Annotated in this window: 16 protein-coding genes and 1 tRNA gene; 10 read left to right on the top strand and 7 right to left on the bottom strand. The window is 59.6% G+C overall.

The features are described 5' to 3' along the window. The 4 genes from F7R90_RS09800 (at position 1) to F7R90_RS09815 (ending at position 3590) form a co-directional block, all read left to right on the top strand. Positions 1–1041: a 50S ribosomal protein L10 gene (locus F7R90_RS09800; RefSeq protein WP_158057271.1), complete on the top strand. Its 1041-nt coding sequence runs from the start codon at positions 1–3 to the stop codon at positions 1039–1041. Positions 1042–1062: 21 nt separating this feature from the next. After that, complete coding sequence (gene rpl12p / locus F7R90_RS09805; RefSeq protein ID WP_158057272.1) at positions 1063–1398, top strand: 50S ribosomal protein P1; 336 nt, start codon at positions 1063–1065, stop codon at positions 1396–1398. Positions 1399–1543: 145 nt separating this feature from the next. Continuing rightward, a complete protein-coding gene (locus F7R90_RS09810; RefSeq protein ID WP_158057273.1) occupies positions 1544–2308 on the top strand; it encodes a DUF4097 family beta strand repeat-containing protein in 765 nt (254 codons plus the stop codon). A 40-nt stretch (positions 2309–2348) separates the two neighbouring features. Further along, positions 2349–3590 carry a tripartite tricarboxylate transporter permease gene (locus F7R90_RS09815; RefSeq protein ID WP_158057274.1) on the top strand — a complete coding sequence of 414 codons (1242 nt, stop codon included), beginning with the start codon at positions 2349–2351 and terminating at the stop codon, positions 3588–3590. On the opposite strand, the gene F7R90_RS09820 is transcribed toward F7R90_RS09815, so the two are convergent. Continuing rightward, positions 3561–4094: an SRPBCC family protein gene (locus tag F7R90_RS09820; protein WP_158057275.1), complete on the bottom strand. Its 534-nt coding sequence runs from the start codon at positions 4092–4094 to the stop codon at positions 3561–3563. The two genes, F7R90_RS09815 and F7R90_RS09820, sit on opposite strands and share 30 nt — an antisense overlap. A gap of 152 nt (positions 4095–4246) precedes the next feature. Between F7R90_RS09820 and F7R90_RS09825 the strand changes: the two genes are divergently transcribed. Further along, positions 4247–5404, top strand: coding sequence for a pyridoxal phosphate-dependent aminotransferase (locus tag F7R90_RS09825; RefSeq protein WP_158057276.1), 1158 nt, complete (start codon positions 4247–4249; stop codon positions 5402–5404). Position 5405: 1 nt separating this feature from the next. On the opposite strand, the gene F7R90_RS09830 is transcribed toward F7R90_RS09825, so the two are convergent. Further along, complete coding sequence (locus tag F7R90_RS09830; RefSeq protein WP_158057277.1) at positions 5406–5618, bottom strand: hypothetical protein; 213 nt, start codon at positions 5616–5618, stop codon at positions 5406–5408. 64 nt (positions 5619–5682) lie between these two features. Next, positions 5683–6111, bottom strand: coding sequence for an HTH-type transcriptional regulator LrpA1 (gene lrpA1 / locus F7R90_RS09835; protein WP_158057278.1), 429 nt, complete (start codon positions 6109–6111; stop codon positions 5683–5685). Between the two features lie 157 nt (positions 6112–6268). Between lrpA1 and F7R90_RS09840 the strand changes: the two genes are divergently transcribed. Beyond that, positions 6269–6523 (top strand): hypothetical protein, encoded by a 255-nt coding sequence (locus F7R90_RS09840; protein ID WP_158057279.1) that lies wholly within the window; start codon positions 6269–6271, stop codon positions 6521–6523. Between the two features lie 53 nt (positions 6524–6576). Here the strand turns inward: F7R90_RS09840 and F7R90_RS09845 are convergent, their stop codons facing one another. After that, positions 6577–7512, bottom strand: a complete 936-nt coding sequence (locus F7R90_RS09845) for a thiamine pyrophosphate-dependent enzyme (protein ID WP_158057280.1) — start codon at positions 7510–7512, stop codon at positions 6577–6579. A gap of 2 nt (positions 7513–7514) precedes the next feature. Then, positions 7515–9404, bottom strand: coding sequence for a 2-oxoacid:acceptor oxidoreductase subunit alpha (locus F7R90_RS09850; protein ID WP_158057281.1), 1890 nt, complete (start codon positions 9402–9404; stop codon positions 7515–7517). 250 nt (positions 9405–9654) lie between these two features. Between F7R90_RS09850 and F7R90_RS09855 the strand changes: the two genes are divergently transcribed. Further along, entirely contained in the window at positions 9655–13092 is a 3438-nt protein-coding gene (locus F7R90_RS09855; protein ID WP_225741138.1) for a PKD domain-containing protein, read from the top strand. A 96-nt stretch (positions 13093–13188) separates the two neighbouring features. After that, positions 13189–14070, top strand: a complete 882-nt coding sequence (locus F7R90_RS22530; protein ID WP_225741139.1) for a hypothetical protein — start codon at positions 13189–13191, stop codon at positions 14068–14070. 1 nt (position 14071) lies between these two features. Here the strand turns inward: F7R90_RS22530 and F7R90_RS09865 are convergent, their stop codons facing one another. Continuing rightward, positions 14072–14290 carry a hypothetical protein gene (locus F7R90_RS09865; RefSeq protein ID WP_158057283.1) on the bottom strand — a complete coding sequence of 73 codons (219 nt, stop codon included), beginning with the start codon at positions 14288–14290 and terminating at the stop codon, positions 14072–14074. Between the two features lie 2 nt (positions 14291–14292). Next, entirely contained in the window at positions 14293–15327 is a 1035-nt protein-coding gene (locus tag F7R90_RS09870) for an Mrp/NBP35 family ATP-binding protein (RefSeq protein WP_158057284.1), read from the bottom strand. Between the two features lie 162 nt (positions 15328–15489). Here F7R90_RS09870 and moaA point away from each other — a divergent pair, with 162 nt between their 5' ends. Then, the gene (gene moaA / locus F7R90_RS09875; protein ID WP_158057285.1) at positions 15490–16524 is read left to right on the top strand and encodes a GTP 3',8-cyclase MoaA; all 1035 of its coding nucleotides are present in this window, start codon (positions 15490–15492) and stop codon (positions 16522–16524) included. 150 nt (positions 16525–16674) lie between these two features. Further along, positions 16675–16759: transfer RNA gene (locus F7R90_RS09880), tRNA-Ser, on the top strand. Positions 16760–16779 lie beyond the last annotated feature (20 nt).

Raw genomic sequence — 16779 nt, forward strand, 5'->3', positions numbered from 1 at the left:
ATGTCGGCCGAAGCCGAACGCAAGACCGAGACCATTCCCGAGTGGAAGCGCGAAGAGGTCGACGACCTCGTGGACCTCATCGACGGCTACAGCAGCGTCGGCATCGTCAACGTCGCTGGCATCCCGTCTCGCCAGCTTCAGACGATGCGCCGCAACCTGCACGGGAGTGCAGAGCTTCGCATCAGCCGGAACACGCTCCTCTCGCGCGCGCTCGACGAAGTCGATGCGGGCGTCGAAGAGCTGAACGAGTACGTCGCTGGCGAGGTGGGTCTCATCGGCACGAACGACAACCCCTTCGGACTGTACAAACAGCTCGAAGAGTCGAAGAGTCCGGCACCCATCGGTGCTGGCGAAGTCGCGCCGAACGACATCATGATTCCGGAAGGCGACACTGGTGTCGATCCGGGTCCGTTCGTGGGCGAACTCCAGAGCATCGGTGCGGCGGCACGCATCATGGACGGTTCCATCCAAGTCACCGAGGACAGCCTCGTCGTCGAAGAAGGCGAAGAGGTCTCCGCGGACGTCGCGAACGTCCTCGCGGAACTCGGCATGGAACCCAAAGAGGTCGGACTCGACCTCAGCGGCGTCTACTCCGACGGCGTCCTCTTCGAGGCCGACGAACTGGCCATCGACGTCGAGGAGTACCGCGCAGACGTCGAGGCTGCCGCGGCCCGCGCTCGGAACCTCTCGGTCAACGCGGTCTACCCGACCGCCCAGACCACGCCGACGCTCATCCAGAAGGCAGAAGGCGAGGCCAAGAGCCTCGGTCTGTCGGCGTCCGTCGAGAGCCCGGACCTCGCGGACGACCTCGTGAGCAAGGCCGACGGCCAAGTGCGCGCACTTGCTGCTCAGATTGACGACGAAGAAGCACTGCCCGAGGAGCTTCGTGACATCGACGCTCCCGCCGCTGGCAGTGGTTCAACGGAAGACGAATCGACCGACGAAGAAACTGAATCCGAAGCCGAGGAAGACGACACCGACGAGGACGAAGACGACGACGGGTCCGACGGTGGCGAAGGTCTCGGTGCGATGTTCGGATAACAACCTTACACACTACTAACAATGGAATACGTTTACGCTGCGCTCATCCTGAACGAATCGGGCGAAGAGATCAACGAAGAGAACCTCACCAACGTGCTCGACGCTGCTGGCGTCGATGTCGAGGAATCCCGCGTCAAGGCGCTCGTCGCCGCGCTGGAGGACGTCGATATCGACGAGGCAGTCGAGCAGGCCGCGGCAGTTCCCGCTGGCGGTGCCGCAGCAGGCGGCGCAGTCGAGGGCAGTGCCGACGAAGGCGGCGACGACGAAGCCGAAGAGGAAGAGGCCGAAGCAGAGGAAGAAGAGGACGACGGCGACGACGAGGCAGACGGCGAAGGTCTCGGCGAACTCTTCGGGTAACTCCGCAACTCGAAACTCGATTTCTTTCGCGCGCAAGTCGGTCAGCGGCGGCGCTCGCGCGCAACTAGTATAAAAACTTACTCCTCGTTTTCCGGGTCGGTGACCGCTCGGGAGGTATAACCTACTTCCGACCGACGTGTTAGATATGACGAACAAACTCACTCGTCGCAGTCTACTCGGTGCGGGCGTAGTTGGAGTGTCGGCCGTGTTCGCGGGCGTTCTCGGCCTCGGGACGTCCGGTCGTAAACGCGACCAAGTCACGCGCGAAGTCGAGTTCGACGGCGACACGTTGAGTGCTGAAACCGACAACGGCGACGTGACTGTCAATCGTACAGATGGCGACGCGGTGCAGGTGCGCGCGGTCAAGACCGCAACGGGGTTGGCCAAACTCAGCGCGGCGGCACTCGACGTGAGTCGCAACGATGGACATCTCCGTATCGCCGGGAAGACGAAGAACGTGCTGTTCGGGAGCGTCTCCATCTCGCTCGAAATCGACGTTCCGGAGGACGTCGAAGTCGATACTGCCGAATCGAAGAACGGCGACGCAATCGTCCAAAACGTCGAGGGCTACGTCTCGGTTCGCTCGATGAACGGCGACGTGCGTGCCTACGGAGTGACTGGTGTCGAGTCCGCGGAGACCGAGAACGGCGACGTGGACGTCGCAGTTGCCAACGTCCGGAGCGACGTTTCGATTCGCTCGAAGAACGGTGACGTTTCGGCCGCACTCGCTACGGACGTAGACGCGACTGTCCTCGCACGGACGACCAACGGCGACGTGACGAACAACGGTCTTCCGCTCGAATCGGTCGAAGCGGGAGAGAATCGAATCCGTGGGACGCTCGGCGACGGTATCCACGACGTGACAGTCGAGACGACGAACGGCGACGTCTCGCTACGCGCGCTGAACTGACACGAACGTTTAAATCCGAACCCGGGACCAACTCCCGGCGATGCAGGCGTTCGGCACGCAACTGGCCTTCTCCCTCGACGCGTCGGCGATGGCGGTCGCGTTCGTCGTCGGTGGCATCTGTCTCGGAACGCTGAGCGGACTCGTACCGGGACTGCACGTCAACAACCTCGCGTTGCTCCTCGTCGCCGCGGCACCTGCGATTCCCGGTCCGCCGGGACTCGTCGGCGCGGCGATGCTCGCGGCGGGCGTCGTCCACTCGTTTCTGGACGTGGTCCCGGCGCTCGCGCTCGGCGTCCCCGACGCCGCGATGGCCGCGACGGCACTGCCCGCGCATCGACTCGTCATCGCTGGCCGGGGGAGAGAAGCAGTCAGACTCTCCGCGATGGGGAGCGGACTCGCGGTCTGTTTCGCGGTACCACTCGCAGTTCCGGTCACGATGGTGATGACGACTGCGTATCCCGTCGTCAAAGCCCACCTCTCGCTCGTCTTGGGTGGGGTAACTGCGTTCCTCCTCCTCACCGAAGGGTCGCTCCGGGCGGGAGTCGGCGGCGCGGCCGGTTTCGCCGGAAGCGCCGCGCTCGGATACGCCACTCTCGACATCGTGCCGACCGCGCCGCTCGACGCAGGGAGCATGCTCACACCCCTCTTTGCCGGACTGTTCGGCGCGCCGATATTGCTTGAAGCCATCTCCGGCGCTGGCGTGCCACGACAGGACGACGCTGTCGTCGCCTCGACGCCGAAGACAGTCGTTATCACGGCGTTCGCGGGCGCGTTCGCCGGTGCCATCGTCGGCTACCTTCCGGGCGTCTCGGGTGCCATCGCGGCGGTCGTCGCGCTGGCGCTCGTCCCCGGTTCGACCGAAGCGCGCGGATTCGTCGTGGCGACGAGCGGGGTGAACACGGCAAACACGATTTTCGCGCTGTTCGCTCTCGCCGCGCTCGGAACGCCACGAACCGGAGTCATGGTCGCGCTCGAAGACACCGGCGCGCCGGTCAACCTGCCACTTCTGCTCGCCAGCGCGTTACTCGCCGGAATAGCTGGCTTCGCGCTCGTCTTGCTGGTCGGCGACCGATACCTGCGGGTGGTCGGGTCGATAGACTACACGAAACTGTCGGTCGCTATTCTCCTCCTGCTCGGCACGCTGAGTTGGCTCTTCGCGGGACTGCTCGGCGTCGTCGTTCTCGTCGTGGCGACGCTCGTCGGTCTCGTCCCCGCCCAGTTCGGCGCGCGTCGCGTCCACCTGATGGGGGTGTTACTCGGGCCGTTGCTCCTCGGCGTGTGAGTCGGAGTGCGACGGGCCACTTTCGCTCTCGCTCTCCAGAATCCGCTTGGTGCGCTTGTGCCGCTCCCGAAACATGGGTTCGAAGCCGACCCATCCGAGCGAGCCGAGTTTTCCCCCTACCAAGGGGAGTTCGTACTCGACGGTGTCCCAGACGACCGTTCCACCGTCTTCAGCGTAGAAGCGGTGGGTATGGGTCCACGACGGGAACGGGCCGTCCGCCATCTCGTCTTCGAAGACGGCGTGGTCGTCCTCGCGTTCGCGCTTCGTGACGTGTGACACCCACGACTGGCGCGGACCGACGCCGAACGGTTGGAGCGACATGTGTGCCTCCGCACCTTCTTCGAGAAGTTCGGGGTCCCGCTCGCCGTCTGGACCGTACACCGTCTCGACCCGGAGGTTCATCCAACTGGGCGTGAGTGCCTCCAACCCTTCGACGCGGGAGTGAAACTCCCACACCTCGTCTAGTGGGGCGTCTACCCAGACGTGGCGCTGGTAGGTGGGCATACGTAACTGTAGTGACAGCGACGACAAAACTCCGGTGGCAGTGGCAGTCCGACTGCTCGCCAGCGGCCAGTCGTCGTCGGGGCGACACGCGACGGCAACTATTGCCTGTCACATCGAGCGTTTATATGCCCGGAACCGCGTACTGAATGCACATGGTATCGGAGCGCGCGAAGCGAACGACCCCGTTCACCGCGATGGAAGTGCTCGAACGGGCCAACCGCATGGACGACGTTGTACACCTCGAAGTAGGCGAACCGGACTTCGACACACCGGCAGCAGTCACCGATGCGGCAATCGCAGCGCTCCAAGCAGGCGAGACGGGCTATACGTCTTCGAAAGGGAAGCCAGAACTCCGGCGCGCGATTTCGGCGTACTACGACCGCCAGTACGGCGTGGACGTAGACCCCAGTCGAATCATCGTGACCTCCGGGTCGTCGCCCGCGCTACTGTTGGCGTTCAACACGCTGGTTGACCCCGGCGACGAAGTGGTCCTCACGGACCCCTACTACGCCTGCTATCCGAACTTCGTCCGACAGGCGGGCGGTCGAATCTCGACTGTCTCGCTCTCGGCCGCGGACGGGTTCCGCCCGGACGTGAACGAGTTCGCCCGGACGGTTTCGACCGAGACAGAAGCCCTGCTTCTGAACTCGCCCGCCAACCCGACGGGCGCGGTGCTAGACGGCTCGACGCTCGAAGAATTGGTCTCGCTCGCCGACGCCGCGGACGCGACGGTCATCTCCGACGAGGTGTACCACGGACTGACCTACGAGGGCGAAGACCACACGATACTGGAGTACACCGACGACGCGTTCGTCTTGGACGGGTTCTCCAAGCGATTCGCCATGACCGGCTGGCGACTCGGCTGGATGGTCGCGCCACCGGAGTACGTCGAACACGTCAACCGAATCGCCCAGAACGTCCTCATCTGCGCGCCGAACTTCGTCCAGTCGGCAGGGGTCGCCGCGCTCGAATCCGCGGCGAACGGACTGGACGACGTGCGCGACACGTACCGAGAGCGACGAGATTACCTCGTGGACGCCGTCGAAGAGTGGGGACTGAGCATGGACTACACGCCGGGCGGCGCGTACTACCTGCTCATCGACGTGAGCAACCTACCGGGGGATGCTTTCGATGCGGCGGACTTCTTCCTCGAAGAAGCAGGTGTCGCGATGACCCCCGGACCGGACTTCGGGACCAACGCCGAGGACTGTCTCCGCGTCTCGTACGCCAACAGCGCCGAACGGCTGGAAACGGCGTCCGAGCGCATCCAACAGGCGCTCAGTACGATAGAGACCCCACTGGCGGACTGAACTAGCGTTCCCTTCCGCGGAGTCGCCGCACGAAGACGAAGGCACCGAACCCGACGAGTTGGAGGAGAAATATTTCGGCCCACTGCCCCGGCGTTCCGAGTCCGCTCCCGGCGAACATTCCAGCCGGATTCACTGCCAGAATGACGTAGATGGCGGTACCGAGGAAGAAGACCAACCCACCGAGGAGCCATTCTGACTGCGTCAGTTCGAGCAATACTACCGCATATTCCCTTCGGGTCGATAAACGCCTCGGTCACAGACTGGACGAACGGCTACTGCTACTTCAATCGCTCCTGCAGGAAGGATGGATGGGCAGCGGTGACGCCCTCTATGTCCATGATACGCTCGCTGATGACCTCACCGACGGCGTCGCCGTCGGCCGCCCGAACTTCCGCCATCAGCATGTGGTCACCGCTAGAGGTGTACAGCGTCTCGATTTCGTCCAGTTCTTTCAGTTCGCGGGTCGCCTCGACGTACTCCTCGCTGGCGACGTCGATGCCCACGAGTGCGATGCTCTTGCTAGAGAGTTTCTTCGGATCGATTTCGGCAGAGTACCCGACGATGACGCCCTCGCTTTCGAGTCTGTCGATGTACTTCCGCACCGTGGGCTTCGAGACGTTCGCCCGCTCGGCGATTTCGGCGTACGAAGCCTGCGCGTCGTCCTCGAGAACCGACAGAATCCGGTCCTCGGTCGATTGCGTACTCATTACTGGATTATTTACGGTACAGTAAAAAATACCTTGCGAATGAGAAAATGGTTTCAGTTCCGACTGAACACCAGTGAATCCTGCGTTTTGGTGGCAGTATGCAGTCCTGGGCAGTGTGGCCCGTGGCTTTTCCTGCGTTCTCGACGTAGCCTTCGGTATGTCGAACCAGCACTCGCGCCGCAGAATGATGCAAGCGATGGGGACGGTCGGAACGGTCACGCTCGCAGGATGCGGGCTACCCGGTGGCGAAGGTGCAGGTGAAGAGGGCGGTGACGATGGAGAAGAAGGCGGGGAAAGTGGAGGAGAAGAGGGTGGGGAAAGTGGAGGAGGAGAAGGCGGAGAGGGTGAAGGTGAGATGGGTGGCGAGGAGGGAGAAGACGGGGAAAACGGAGGCGACGAAGAAGGCGAGTAACGTAGCCACTCGTCGAACGAGAAAATCGGAAAATCGGCCCGAATGCGGTCGGGTTACTTGTGACGGTCGAGCAAGTCGTACGAGCGTTCCCACTCGTAGTCGTCGTCGAAGTACCGCTCGGCGAGCGGTTCCTCGGGCATGTCGCCCGTCTGCTGTTTCTCCTGCTGGTAGGACGGCCGCTCGTCGTCCACGTAGAACCGACCCGTCAGAACTTCACCCTCGTAGAGGGCGTCCTCGGCTTCGCGCATCATCTCTGCGGCTTCGCCGCGGTTGTGGATGTCGAAGTCGTAGTCGTCGCTGTCCTGCACGTCGATGTAGGGCACGTACTGCTTGGCGTCCTTGTTCCACGTCGGACACTGGGTCAGGAAGTCAATGTGCGCGAACCCGTCGTGCTCCATCGCCTCCGTGAGGATTTCCTTCGCCTGATTCGGGTTGACTGCGGCCGTGCGGGCCACGTAGGTCGCACCCGAGGTCAGTCCGAGCGACAGCGGTCGAATCGGACTCTTCGCACTGCCGTGAGGCTGAGTCTTCGACTTGTGTCCCTTCGGACTGGTCGGGGAGGTCTGTCCCTTCGTCAGCCCGAAGATCTCGTTGTCGAAGACGATGTAGGTCATGTCGTGGTTCTCACGGGCGGTGTGCATGAAGTGGTTCCCGCCGATGCCGTAGCCGTCGCCGTCGCCACCGGCCGCGACGACTTCGAGGCCGGGGTTGGCGAGCTTCGCGGCGCGAGCCACGGGCAGCGAACGGCCGTGAATGGAGTGGAAGCCGTAGCTACGGAAGTAGCTCGACAGCTTCCCCGAACAGCCGATACCCGTGACGAGCAGGGTCTCCTCTGGGTTGCGCCCAACTTCGGGCATGGCCTGTTTCAGTGCCTTCAGGACACCGAAGTCACCACAGCCCGGACACCACGTCGCCTGCGGTTCGATTTCGGGCGTGAACTCGTCGCGGTCTATCTCGCGTTCTTCGCCGATTGCGTTGAATGCACTCATGATTAGTCTCCCGTTGCAGATTCGATTCGGACGTTGTACTCGCCCAAGTCGGCACTCCCTTCGATACGGGACTCGAACCCGGAGACGACCTCCTCAGGTTCGAACGGGTTGCCGTCGTATTTGAGCAGACTGTACAACTTCTCGCCGAAGCGACCGAGTTGGCCCTGGATGTGGCGGCGGAACTGCGCCGTCGCCGTCATCTCGACGACCAGTGCTTCGTCCACGTCTTCGAGGAAGTCAGTAACCTCGCCCTTCGGGAACGGCATGAGGTCGCTGACGTTCATCGCCTTGACCGAGTGGCCGTCGTCGTTGAGACGGTCCACGGTCTCCTCGACGACGCCCTTCGTGGAACCGAAGCTGAGAATGCCGTACTGGGCGTCCTCCGGCCCGTAGACGGGCTGGTGGTCCGTATTCTCGTTCAACTCCTCGCGGATGGAGTCGAGCTTCGCCATCCGTCGGTCCATCTGGATGACGCGGTTGTCGGGGTCCTCGCTGATGTGACCGACTTCGTTGTGTTCGTTACCGGACGCGAGGAAGTTGCCACCCTTCTGACCGGGAATCGAGCGCTTGCTGACGCCGTCGTCGGAGTCGTACATGTAGCGCTTGAACCGACCGGCTTCCTTGGCAGCTTCTTCAAGGTCGTCCTCAGTCACGATGCTACCGAGGTCCGGGTTCGGCTCCTCGTCGAAGACGCTCTCGTCGGTGGACTGGTGTCCGCCGGAGAGCTTCTGGTCGTAGAGGACGATTGCCGGAATCTGGTAGTTGTAGGCGATTTCGAACGCCTTTCGGGTCTGTTCGTAACACTCCGCGGCGTCGCCCGGTGCGAACACGACGCGGTTGGAGTCGCCCTGACTCGTGTATAGGACGTGCTCCAAGTCACCCTGCTCGGGCTTGGTCGGCATCCCGGTCGAAGGACCGGCACGCATGGACTCGACCAAAACCAACGGTGTCTCCGTAATCTCGGCGAGTCCGAGCGGTTCGGACATCAACGCGAAGCCACCACCAGACGAACCGGACATCGCCTTCGCGCCCGCGTGACTCGCACCGATGGCGAGCGACGCGGCGGCGATTTCGTCCTCGACCTGCTCGGAGATGCCGCCCATGTCCGGCAGGTTCTGAGTCATGATTGTGAACACGTCGGTCCACGGCGTCATCGGGTAGCCGCTGATGAACCGACAGCCTTCGTCTATGGCACCGTAGGCGATGCCGTGCGACCCAGAGATGAGGACTTGGTCTTCCTCGTGTTCGCCCGTCGGAATCTGCAAGTCGTGAGTGAACTCGTAGTCCGACTGCACGGACTCGTAGGCGTCTTCGAGGACGTCGAGGTTCGCTTCGAGGATGTCGCCACTCATGGCGTTCTGCATGAGTTCCTCGATTTTGTCGAGTTCCATTCCGAGGAGCGCAGCGGTAGCGCCGACGCCAGCGGTGTTGCGCATGATTTCGCGACCGTGCTCTTTGGCGAGGCCGCGCAAGTCGAGGTCGTAGACGTTCCAGTTGTTCTCCTCGACGCGCTCGTCGAAGTTCTCGACTTCCTCGGTGTCGAGCAGTCCGGAGTCGTAGACGATGACCCCGCCCTCGCGGAGTTCGTCTAAGTTCTCCGTGAGCGGTTTGATCTCTTCGTTTCCGTAGTAGGCTTCCTCTTGGGGGTTGCGAGCGAAGCTGTCACCGAGCGCCAGCAGGAAGTTGTAGCCGTCCCCTCGCGACTTGACCTCGTGGTCGCTGGCACGGATTTCTACGTACGTGTGGCCGCCGCGGATACGCGACGGATAGTGGCGATGCGTGAAGACGTTCAGCCCTGACCGCATGAGGGCCTTTGCGAAGTTCTGACTCGTCGAGTCGATTCCGTCACCGGAACCGCCTGCGATTCGCCAGATGAGTTCGTCATCCGTCATATGTGAGTTTCACGGCCGTTAGGCCTAGTGTTCGTGAGTTCGGCAGGCACGCAGTAAAGCCTTTGCTATAGATTAGCAAGCAACTTTCGTGATAGATGGCCGATAACGACGGGTTTCGGCGAGTAATCCGAAAAATCGACTCCTACATATCCCGTCTCTCACGGACGAATTTTGCACGCAAAATCCCGTATCATTCCGTCTATAATTTATGTAATTTTATAAGGGAAAGCGTGACAAATTCAGGCCAGAGATGTGGACACGGATTCCAGTTGCGGTTCTCACCCTTCTCGTCGTAACGACTGCGGTCAGCGGACTCACCGCTCCAACAGGAGAGCGTCCCCTCGCGGACGCAGGTCTCGACCAAAGCGTCTCGAAGGGGGCGACGGTACTACTCGACGGGACTGGGTCACTCGACCCGGACGGAGCTATCGAAGCGTATCGCTGGACGATTCGAACGCCAAACGACGTGACCATCTCGCCAGACTGCGCCGACTGTGCGAGGACGTCGTTCGAACCGAGCGAAGTCGGCACCTATCGAGTGACGCTGACCGTCACCGACGACGACGGAAACCGTCGTTCGGACCACCTCTTCGTCGAGGTTTCACCGGGAGAACGACCAAGTATCGAACTTTCTGGCCCCACACAATCGACTGCGGGCGACACTGAGACGTACACTGTGGACCTCGATGCCGGGTCAGCATCGCTCGACTACATCGTTTGGACGATAGGCGGGGTCGAAGTTGCAAACCACTCGCTCGCTGCGACTCAGCCGACAGACACAGTAGACAAACTGTTTCCGACACCGGGGGAGCGTACCGTCACTGCGACGGTGTACGACGTAGACGGCCAATTCAAAACCGATTCGGTGCAGGTGTCTGTGCAATCCTCGCAGCCGGTGCCGAGTCCCGACCCGACCCCAAGTCCGAGTCCACGGACCATCGCAAGTCGAAACTCACCCACCGTGAGCGGTGAGAGAACAATTACAGGTAGTAGGCCACTCCGAGGGACGTACTCGCTCGATACCGATACAGGTTCGGGGCGTATTAGAACAATCGACTGGCGGAACGCCGCTGGAACCGTTGGCGGAGGTACGCAACTGACACGCGCCTGGTCGCCCGGTGACCACGAACTTTACGCCGTGGTTACCTACACCGACGGCTCACAGAACATCGCAACGTTCCCAGACGGCGAAACCTCCGTCGTCGCAGACCCGCGTCCGAACGTCTCGTTCACCTCGCTGGACCGATACGGAGCCATTTCGGGTGCCGTTTCCGCTCTCGACGAGTACGAGAATTTGCGAGAAGTTCGCGTGCTGGTCGATGGCCGAGTCGTCGAAACCTCGTTCGGTGGTCTTCGCGGCCGACACCGATTGGACATGGACCGACGACAGAACGTCGAGTTCTCGATGGTCGATTTCCTGCCGGGCGAAGAGTACCGTGTCACGGTAGTTGCTACCGACAGCCGTGGTCAAACGACTCGAACGAGTCGGAAGATTGTACCCGTCAAGAAACCGGAAATCGTCAAGTCTGAGTTCGTAAACGGACCAATGGACTCGTATCACCCACGCATCGATGCTGAGCGGTATGCTGCACATCACGTGTTGAAGATCGAGTTGAATGGTGTGGATAGGGAGAAAGTGGTGGCTAGAGTGAAATCTCAACATCCAGATAGTAAAAAGATAAACTCCGCACCCCATTACAGCGGGAAGGAATATAACAAAGTTAGTGATACGCTCACAATCGATAGCTATTGGGCCGGGAAATTCCCTGGAGAATACGATGTTGAGTCTGCCATATCCTATGAATTCGAAAATAAACGAGTATCGTCTTCGGCTTGGGATATTCTTAAAGTCACACCTAGCAAGCCAGAAATTAGAATGGAGATAGTCAACGATGGGACCAATAACATAATCACCCGCGAACACGGGATGGTCGTCAACGTCAGCGACTCATTCGACCCGGATGGAACTGATCTGAAATTCATCTGGACCGACGAAGTAACTCCACTTCGCTCGGACAACTCGACGGCGAAGTTCTCTGCATACGAGAATGCAAGTCTAGTCGTCGAAGACGGTCACAACCGCTCTGCGACGGATCATCTAGATTTCCTCGCCTATCTACCACCCCGCATCGTGTCGAAGTCTGTGATTTCGGAGGGTCCTCACTACCCGAACGAGACTGTCAAGGTTCGAGTACGGACGATTCCATTTGATTTCTCGAAGAAGACGTATGAGAAGGACTTCAAACTGGGAATCTCTGTTTCGAATCCTCAAGCGGAAGTCGTCTCTTGGGGAAAAGTAGACACGACGAGTCGAGGACACTCCGGCGCTACCGAAAGTCCGCGTAGATACGTGGGTATCATCGAAATTCCGGCATCGGAACTATCTCCGGGCAGTAAACTACCGTCGATTACAGTCACCAACAAGAAAAACGAGCGGAAGAAAACGACAATCGACTTCCCAGAACCCGACGTTCTGGTGGAGGATGGCGAGTACTGGACGAACGTCACAGTCGAGAATCTGACCTACACCATAGAAGAGCCACAACTGGACGAGGTCGTGGCGAAATCTCCACAGACGCGGATACAATACCTTCGACAAGGGTATCAAGTCAAAGAAGAACGAGAGGAGACAGAATACGTCCTCGAAAAGCGTGTGAAGGTTAGCGACGCAGAATATCGACCCGAGACGAAGAACTTCCGGAACGAGAGGATGAAGAACGCATTCCTCGAATCGGCCTCGGATTGGTACGATAAAGGAACTGCCCAAGTACAGAAAACGCGGACACGAACGAGTTCAGACTGGTTCGGTCCAGAGCAACAGATGAAATCTGCGTGGCGCGACGGAAGCGTCTGGAACGGTGAAGCCACTGGTCAAACGAAACGCGTAGTCGTTGACCCGGCAGAGTACCAGACTGAACGAAAGTACGAGTACGATTACCGAGTCGAAAAGACGGGAACGAGAACCGTAACTCACACCCGGAGTTACAGAGTCAAACACACGGGCACTCGCACGATAGAACACTGTAGTCTCAGATTCGGGTGTTACACCACGACAGAAGAGTACACCTACTACACGGTAGAATCGTACACGTACACGACGACTGAATCGTACACGTACTACGTTACTAAGACAAACACGTACTGGGCGCTCTCGAAGTTCGATTCGAGTCACGACTACACTGGGCAGTCGCGGCGTGTCAAGACCGAGAACGCAGAATACGAATCGAGATACGAAGTTGAGTGGAAGACCAGTTACACTGAAACCGTCACTCGTCATCAGGTTGGACGTGACGTATTAGTCCAACCAGCGCAGTACGAGTGGCAAGCAAGACAGCAGGCCGGGCGGAAAATGATGGCGAGAAAGCAGGCCAGTCTTTCCGACGAGTGGCGGATGGGTGAGACCGTTACTTCGACAAAATGGATTCTGGTCAAGAGTAATGGAACAAGGCGGTACAAAGCATCGTACTACGAAAACGCGAGCGATGTGGTGGAAACCTCTGCGACGATTCGCGGTGATTTCGTCAAGCGCTACTACAGTGCAAAGCAGGATACGACAGTGCGTCGTGTCGAATCAAATACCGAACGGTACTCATCAGGAGATGCTGTGAGAAGAGGCGAGATTCGCAGCAAACTCACGCAGGAGGATGAGGAAAGTCAGTGTCCACAAAATCTTCGTTGTAGGAAGTAGAATCAAAGGAAATAAACAAGGTAAATAAATATCTACTATATCATGAATTCGAGTATATCGACGACAGGGACTATTGCAATACTACTGCTTACGTCTATGACTATAGGAGCAACTGCAGATTTTGGCACATCGGGAGGAAATATGGCGAATTCAGTCAAAGTGACTAGTAGCGATAATATCGTCTATCACGTGAAGCACTACGAAAATAGGTCAAATATTGTGATTCAATATCAAAGCAACAGTCAATACGAAAATGTGGCGACAGGCTACTCTATCGAAGTAGATGGTGAAACAATCTATCAGCCAAGACTCAGATTAGACCAGGGTGAAACGGGGAAAAAGACAATCAACATCACGTCCGGTATCAACGTCAATCAAGACAAGCACACAATTAGATTCTCGACCTACGGGAACACCACGTACCTCAACTTCACTCGAGACATCAACACGAGTAACACCGGTAACGTCCCCGTCACTCACATAGAAAATGTCACCCTTCGAAACGGAACGACCCGCGGTGAGCCAGCGACGGTCGCAGACATCACACTCGTCAATCCATCCGACCAAATCTACAGCACGAAGCTGTTCGTCCACACGACGGAAACGGACGGTAGACACAGAGCCGCTTCGGTTCGCCCGGGAGACACGCGAACAATCACGGTCAAGCTCAACGAAAAGCCTGGCACGAAGGTAGCAGGCGAGGCACGGCTCTTCACTGGCAACCTCACTTCCAAGGACGGCGCACTCGACCAAGTCGAATTCGTAGGGCAGGCAGGAAAGGACACTTCCACGTGGGACCGGTCGTACGACCCGGTTCGGCCGACCTGGATGGACGACCACTACCAATACGAAAACGATAGCGTCAGGCAAAGCTTCGGGGAAAAGGTGAGTGGCGGGTACGAGATTCAGAACATCCCGATAGCCTATCTTGCTGTCGCCTTCGTCGGGGCCGCACTCGTCGTTCTGAAACTCCGCTAAGCTACGACTCTCTCGTCCGGATAATCTCGCGCATATTCAGATAGATGTCGCGCGGCGACGTTTCTTCTTTTGGGTCGTACAAATCACTGATACGATACAGAATCGCGGCGACCATCTTGCTCTCGGAACTCTCGCCGCGGATGTCGTCGCCGATTTCTCTGAGTGTCTGCACGCGGTCTACGTCTGGTTCGAACGCGTCCGCATTTCCGTCATCCGACATGGCTACTGTTGCTCGCGGCGCTTGACCACGCCTGTGTTGTTCGCGACGTTCTCTGTCAGTACACGGAAGGCGTTCCCTGTGTCGCTGTCCTCGTCCAGGACGATGGGTTTGCCCTCGTCGCCGCCGGTGCGGACGCTGGGGTCGATAGGAATCGAACCGAGGAACGGCATGCCGTTCTCCTCGGCGAACTGTGCGCCCCCGCCGCGGCCGAAGATGTCGTGTTCGGAGCCACAGTCGGGGCATTTGAACGTCGCCATGTTTTCGGCGATGCCGAGGACGTTGGTGTCGTGGCGGCCGAACATCCGCAGTCCCTTGCGGGCGTCGTCGATGGCGACCTCTTGGGGAGTCGTGACGACGACTGCGCCCGTGACGGGGACGCTCTGGAGGAGCGTGAGTTGCGCGTCGCCAGTTCCCGGTGGGAGGTCTACGACCATGTAGTCGAGGCTTCCCCACTCCACGTCTTCCCAGAGTTGGGTCAGGACTTTGTGGACCATCGGGCCGCGCCAGATGACGGGGTCGTCTTCGCCGACGAGGAAGGCCATGCTCATCAGTTTCACGCCGAACTTCTCGGGCGGAATCATCGTCTCGTCCTTCGTCGCCTTCGGTACTTCGTCGGCGTCTACCATCCGCGGGACGTTCGGGCCGTACACGTCGGCGTCGAAGAGACCGACGCGGGCACCGAGTTGCGAGAGTCCCGCGGCGATGTTGACCGCGACGGTCGATTTGCCGACGCCGCCCTTTCCGGACGCAACGGCGATGATGTTCTTGACGTTCGGGAGTACCTCTTCGTCGTCCGAGCGGTCGCTCGGGACGCGAGCGGAGAGGTCGGCTTCGAGGCCGTGTTCGGAGAGAACTTCGCGCACTTGGTTGGCAATCTGCGTTTCGTGCGGCGAGTACGGTGCGCCGAGTGCCAGCGAGATAGAAGCGGTTTCGTCCTCGACAGCGATGCTGTTGACGAGGTTCAGCGAGACGATGTCCTCGCCGAGGTCGGGGTCCTCGACCTCTCGGAGTAGGTCGCGTACCTCTGATTCGTTCATGTTGGCGAGTAGGGTCGGACGTGTCGATAAGACTTGTGAAGGGTGGAGTGGCCGGTGCGTAGCCGGAACTTGTCGGCTACCTAGGCAGACGTAACCGTATTTGGTTACGTGAGCGTGCTATGCTCCCACGAGTTTAAGAAGTCGTAGGTGAAAGTTTGGTCCATGCTGGAGGACGATTTCGGGCGCGAAGTCACCGGCGTTCGGGTCTCGCTCACCGACCGGTGTAACTTCGACTGCGTCTACTGCCACAACGAGGGGTTGGGGGACACGCGGGGACCGATGGACCCGCAGGACGATGAGATGACTGCCGACGAAGTCGTCCGCTTCTTGGAAGTCGCCCGCGAGTTCGGCGTCGAGAAGGTGAAATTCACCGGAGGTGAGCCGATGCTTCGGGGCGACTTGGAGGAGATTATTCGCCGGACGCCCGACGAGATGGAGGTCTCGTTGACGACGAATGGGACGTTCTTGCCGGGAAGAGCCGAGGAGTTGGTCGAGGCGGGCCTATCACGGGTGAACGTCTCCCAAGACGCACTCGACCCGAAGGCGTTCGCCGAGGTGACGAAGACGGGCGCGTACGACAAGGTGATAGAGGGCGTCGAAGCCGCTTTGGACGCTGGACTCGACCCCGTGAAGCTGAACATGGTCGTCTTCGAGAAGACGGCGGGCTACGTCCCACAGATGGTCGACCACGTCGCGGAAAACGACGGGCTTCAACTCCAACTCATCGAGTACATGCCCGAACTAACCGGCAAGCCCGAGTGGGCCATCGACATCGAGCGCGTCCACGACTGGCTCGAAGAGCAAGCCGACCGCATCGAGCGACGCGAGATGCACGGTCGGCGTCGATATTGGATTAGCGAGACGCAAACGAGCGAAGCGAGTGAGGGCCTCGAAGCGGAACGGCATGGCCATGGAGCGGATGACACCTCGGAGAGTGGCATGGTCGAAATCGTAGATCCGGTCGAGAACGAAAGCTTCTGTGCGAACTGCCATCGCGTGCGCGTCACGCACGAGGGATACCTCAAGGGCTGTCTGAACCGTAACGACGACCTCCGCTCGATGGGCGAAATGACGAAAGACGAGATTCGCGAAACGTTCCGCGAGACGGTCGCAAACCGGGTTCCGTACTACGGCGAGTACATGATTCGCGGCGACGACGGCGAGTGGGAAATCAACGACAAGTACATCGAAGCCTGAATCTGCGTTTTCCCTCGTCGCTGGGTGGCACTAAATCACGCGCAGGCTACCGTTTCGTGACGTTTAAATACTACCCGCGGGTACGTTGAGTTGCACACCTGTAGGGACGCCGTGTCCCGAGTCCGGGAGGGCGACAGTAAATGCAAGCATGTCGAGGTAGCCTAGTCTGGCCCACGGCGCAGGGTTGCTAACTCTGTGGCGTCAAGCCTCGAGGGTTCGAATCCCTCCCTCGACGCTTTCAACCACGTAGCAAAA

It is taken from the genome of Halorussus halophilus (genome assembly GCF_008831545.1).
In the GTDB taxonomy this organism is placed as follows: Archaea; Halobacteriota; Halobacteria; order Halobacteriales; family Haladaptataceae; genus Halorussus; species Halorussus halophilus.

Coding starts and splice junctions, on each gene's coding strand:
- F7R90_RS09800 (WP_158057271.1), top strand. CDS start 1: ATGTCGGCCGAAGCCGAACGCAAGACCGAGACCATTCCCGAGTGGAAG.
- rpl12p (WP_158057272.1), top strand. CDS start 1,063: ATGGAATACGTTTACGCTGCGCTCATCCTGAACGAATCGGGCGAAGAG.
- F7R90_RS09810 (WP_158057273.1), top strand. CDS start 1,544: ATGACGAACAAACTCACTCGTCGCAGTCTACTCGGTGCGGGCGTAGTT.
- F7R90_RS09815 (WP_158057274.1), top strand. CDS start 2,349: ATGCAGGCGTTCGGCACGCAACTGGCCTTCTCCCTCGACGCGTCGGCG.
- F7R90_RS09820 (WP_158057275.1), bottom strand. CDS start 4,094: ATGCCCACCTACCAGCGCCACGTCTGGGTAGACGCCCCACTAGACGAG.
- F7R90_RS09825 (WP_158057276.1), top strand. CDS start 4,247: ATGGTATCGGAGCGCGCGAAGCGAACGACCCCGTTCACCGCGATGGAA.
- lrpA1 (WP_158057278.1), bottom strand. CDS start 6,111: ATGAGTACGCAATCGACCGAGGACCGGATTCTGTCGGTTCTCGAGGAC.
- F7R90_RS09840 (WP_158057279.1), top strand. CDS start 6,269: ATGTCGAACCAGCACTCGCGCCGCAGAATGATGCAAGCGATGGGGACG.
- F7R90_RS09845 (WP_158057280.1), bottom strand. CDS start 7,512: ATGAGTGCATTCAACGCAATCGGCGAAGAACGCGAGATAGACCGCGAC.
- F7R90_RS09850 (WP_158057281.1), bottom strand. CDS start 9,404: ATGACGGATGACGAACTCATCTGGCGAATCGCAGGCGGTTCCGGTGAC.
- F7R90_RS09855 (WP_225741138.1), top strand. CDS start 9,655: ATGTGGACACGGATTCCAGTTGCGGTTCTCACCCTTCTCGTCGTAACG.
- F7R90_RS22530 (WP_225741139.1), top strand. CDS start 13,189: ATGACTATAGGAGCAACTGCAGATTTTGGCACATCGGGAGGAAATATG.
- F7R90_RS09865 (WP_158057283.1), bottom strand. CDS start 14,290: ATGTCGGATGACGGAAATGCGGACGCGTTCGAACCAGACGTAGACCGC.
- F7R90_RS09870 (WP_158057284.1), bottom strand. CDS start 15,327: ATGAACGAATCAGAGGTACGCGACCTACTCCGAGAGGTCGAGGACCCC.
- moaA (WP_158057285.1), top strand. CDS start 15,490: ATGCTGGAGGACGATTTCGGGCGCGAAGTCACCGGCGTTCGGGTCTCG.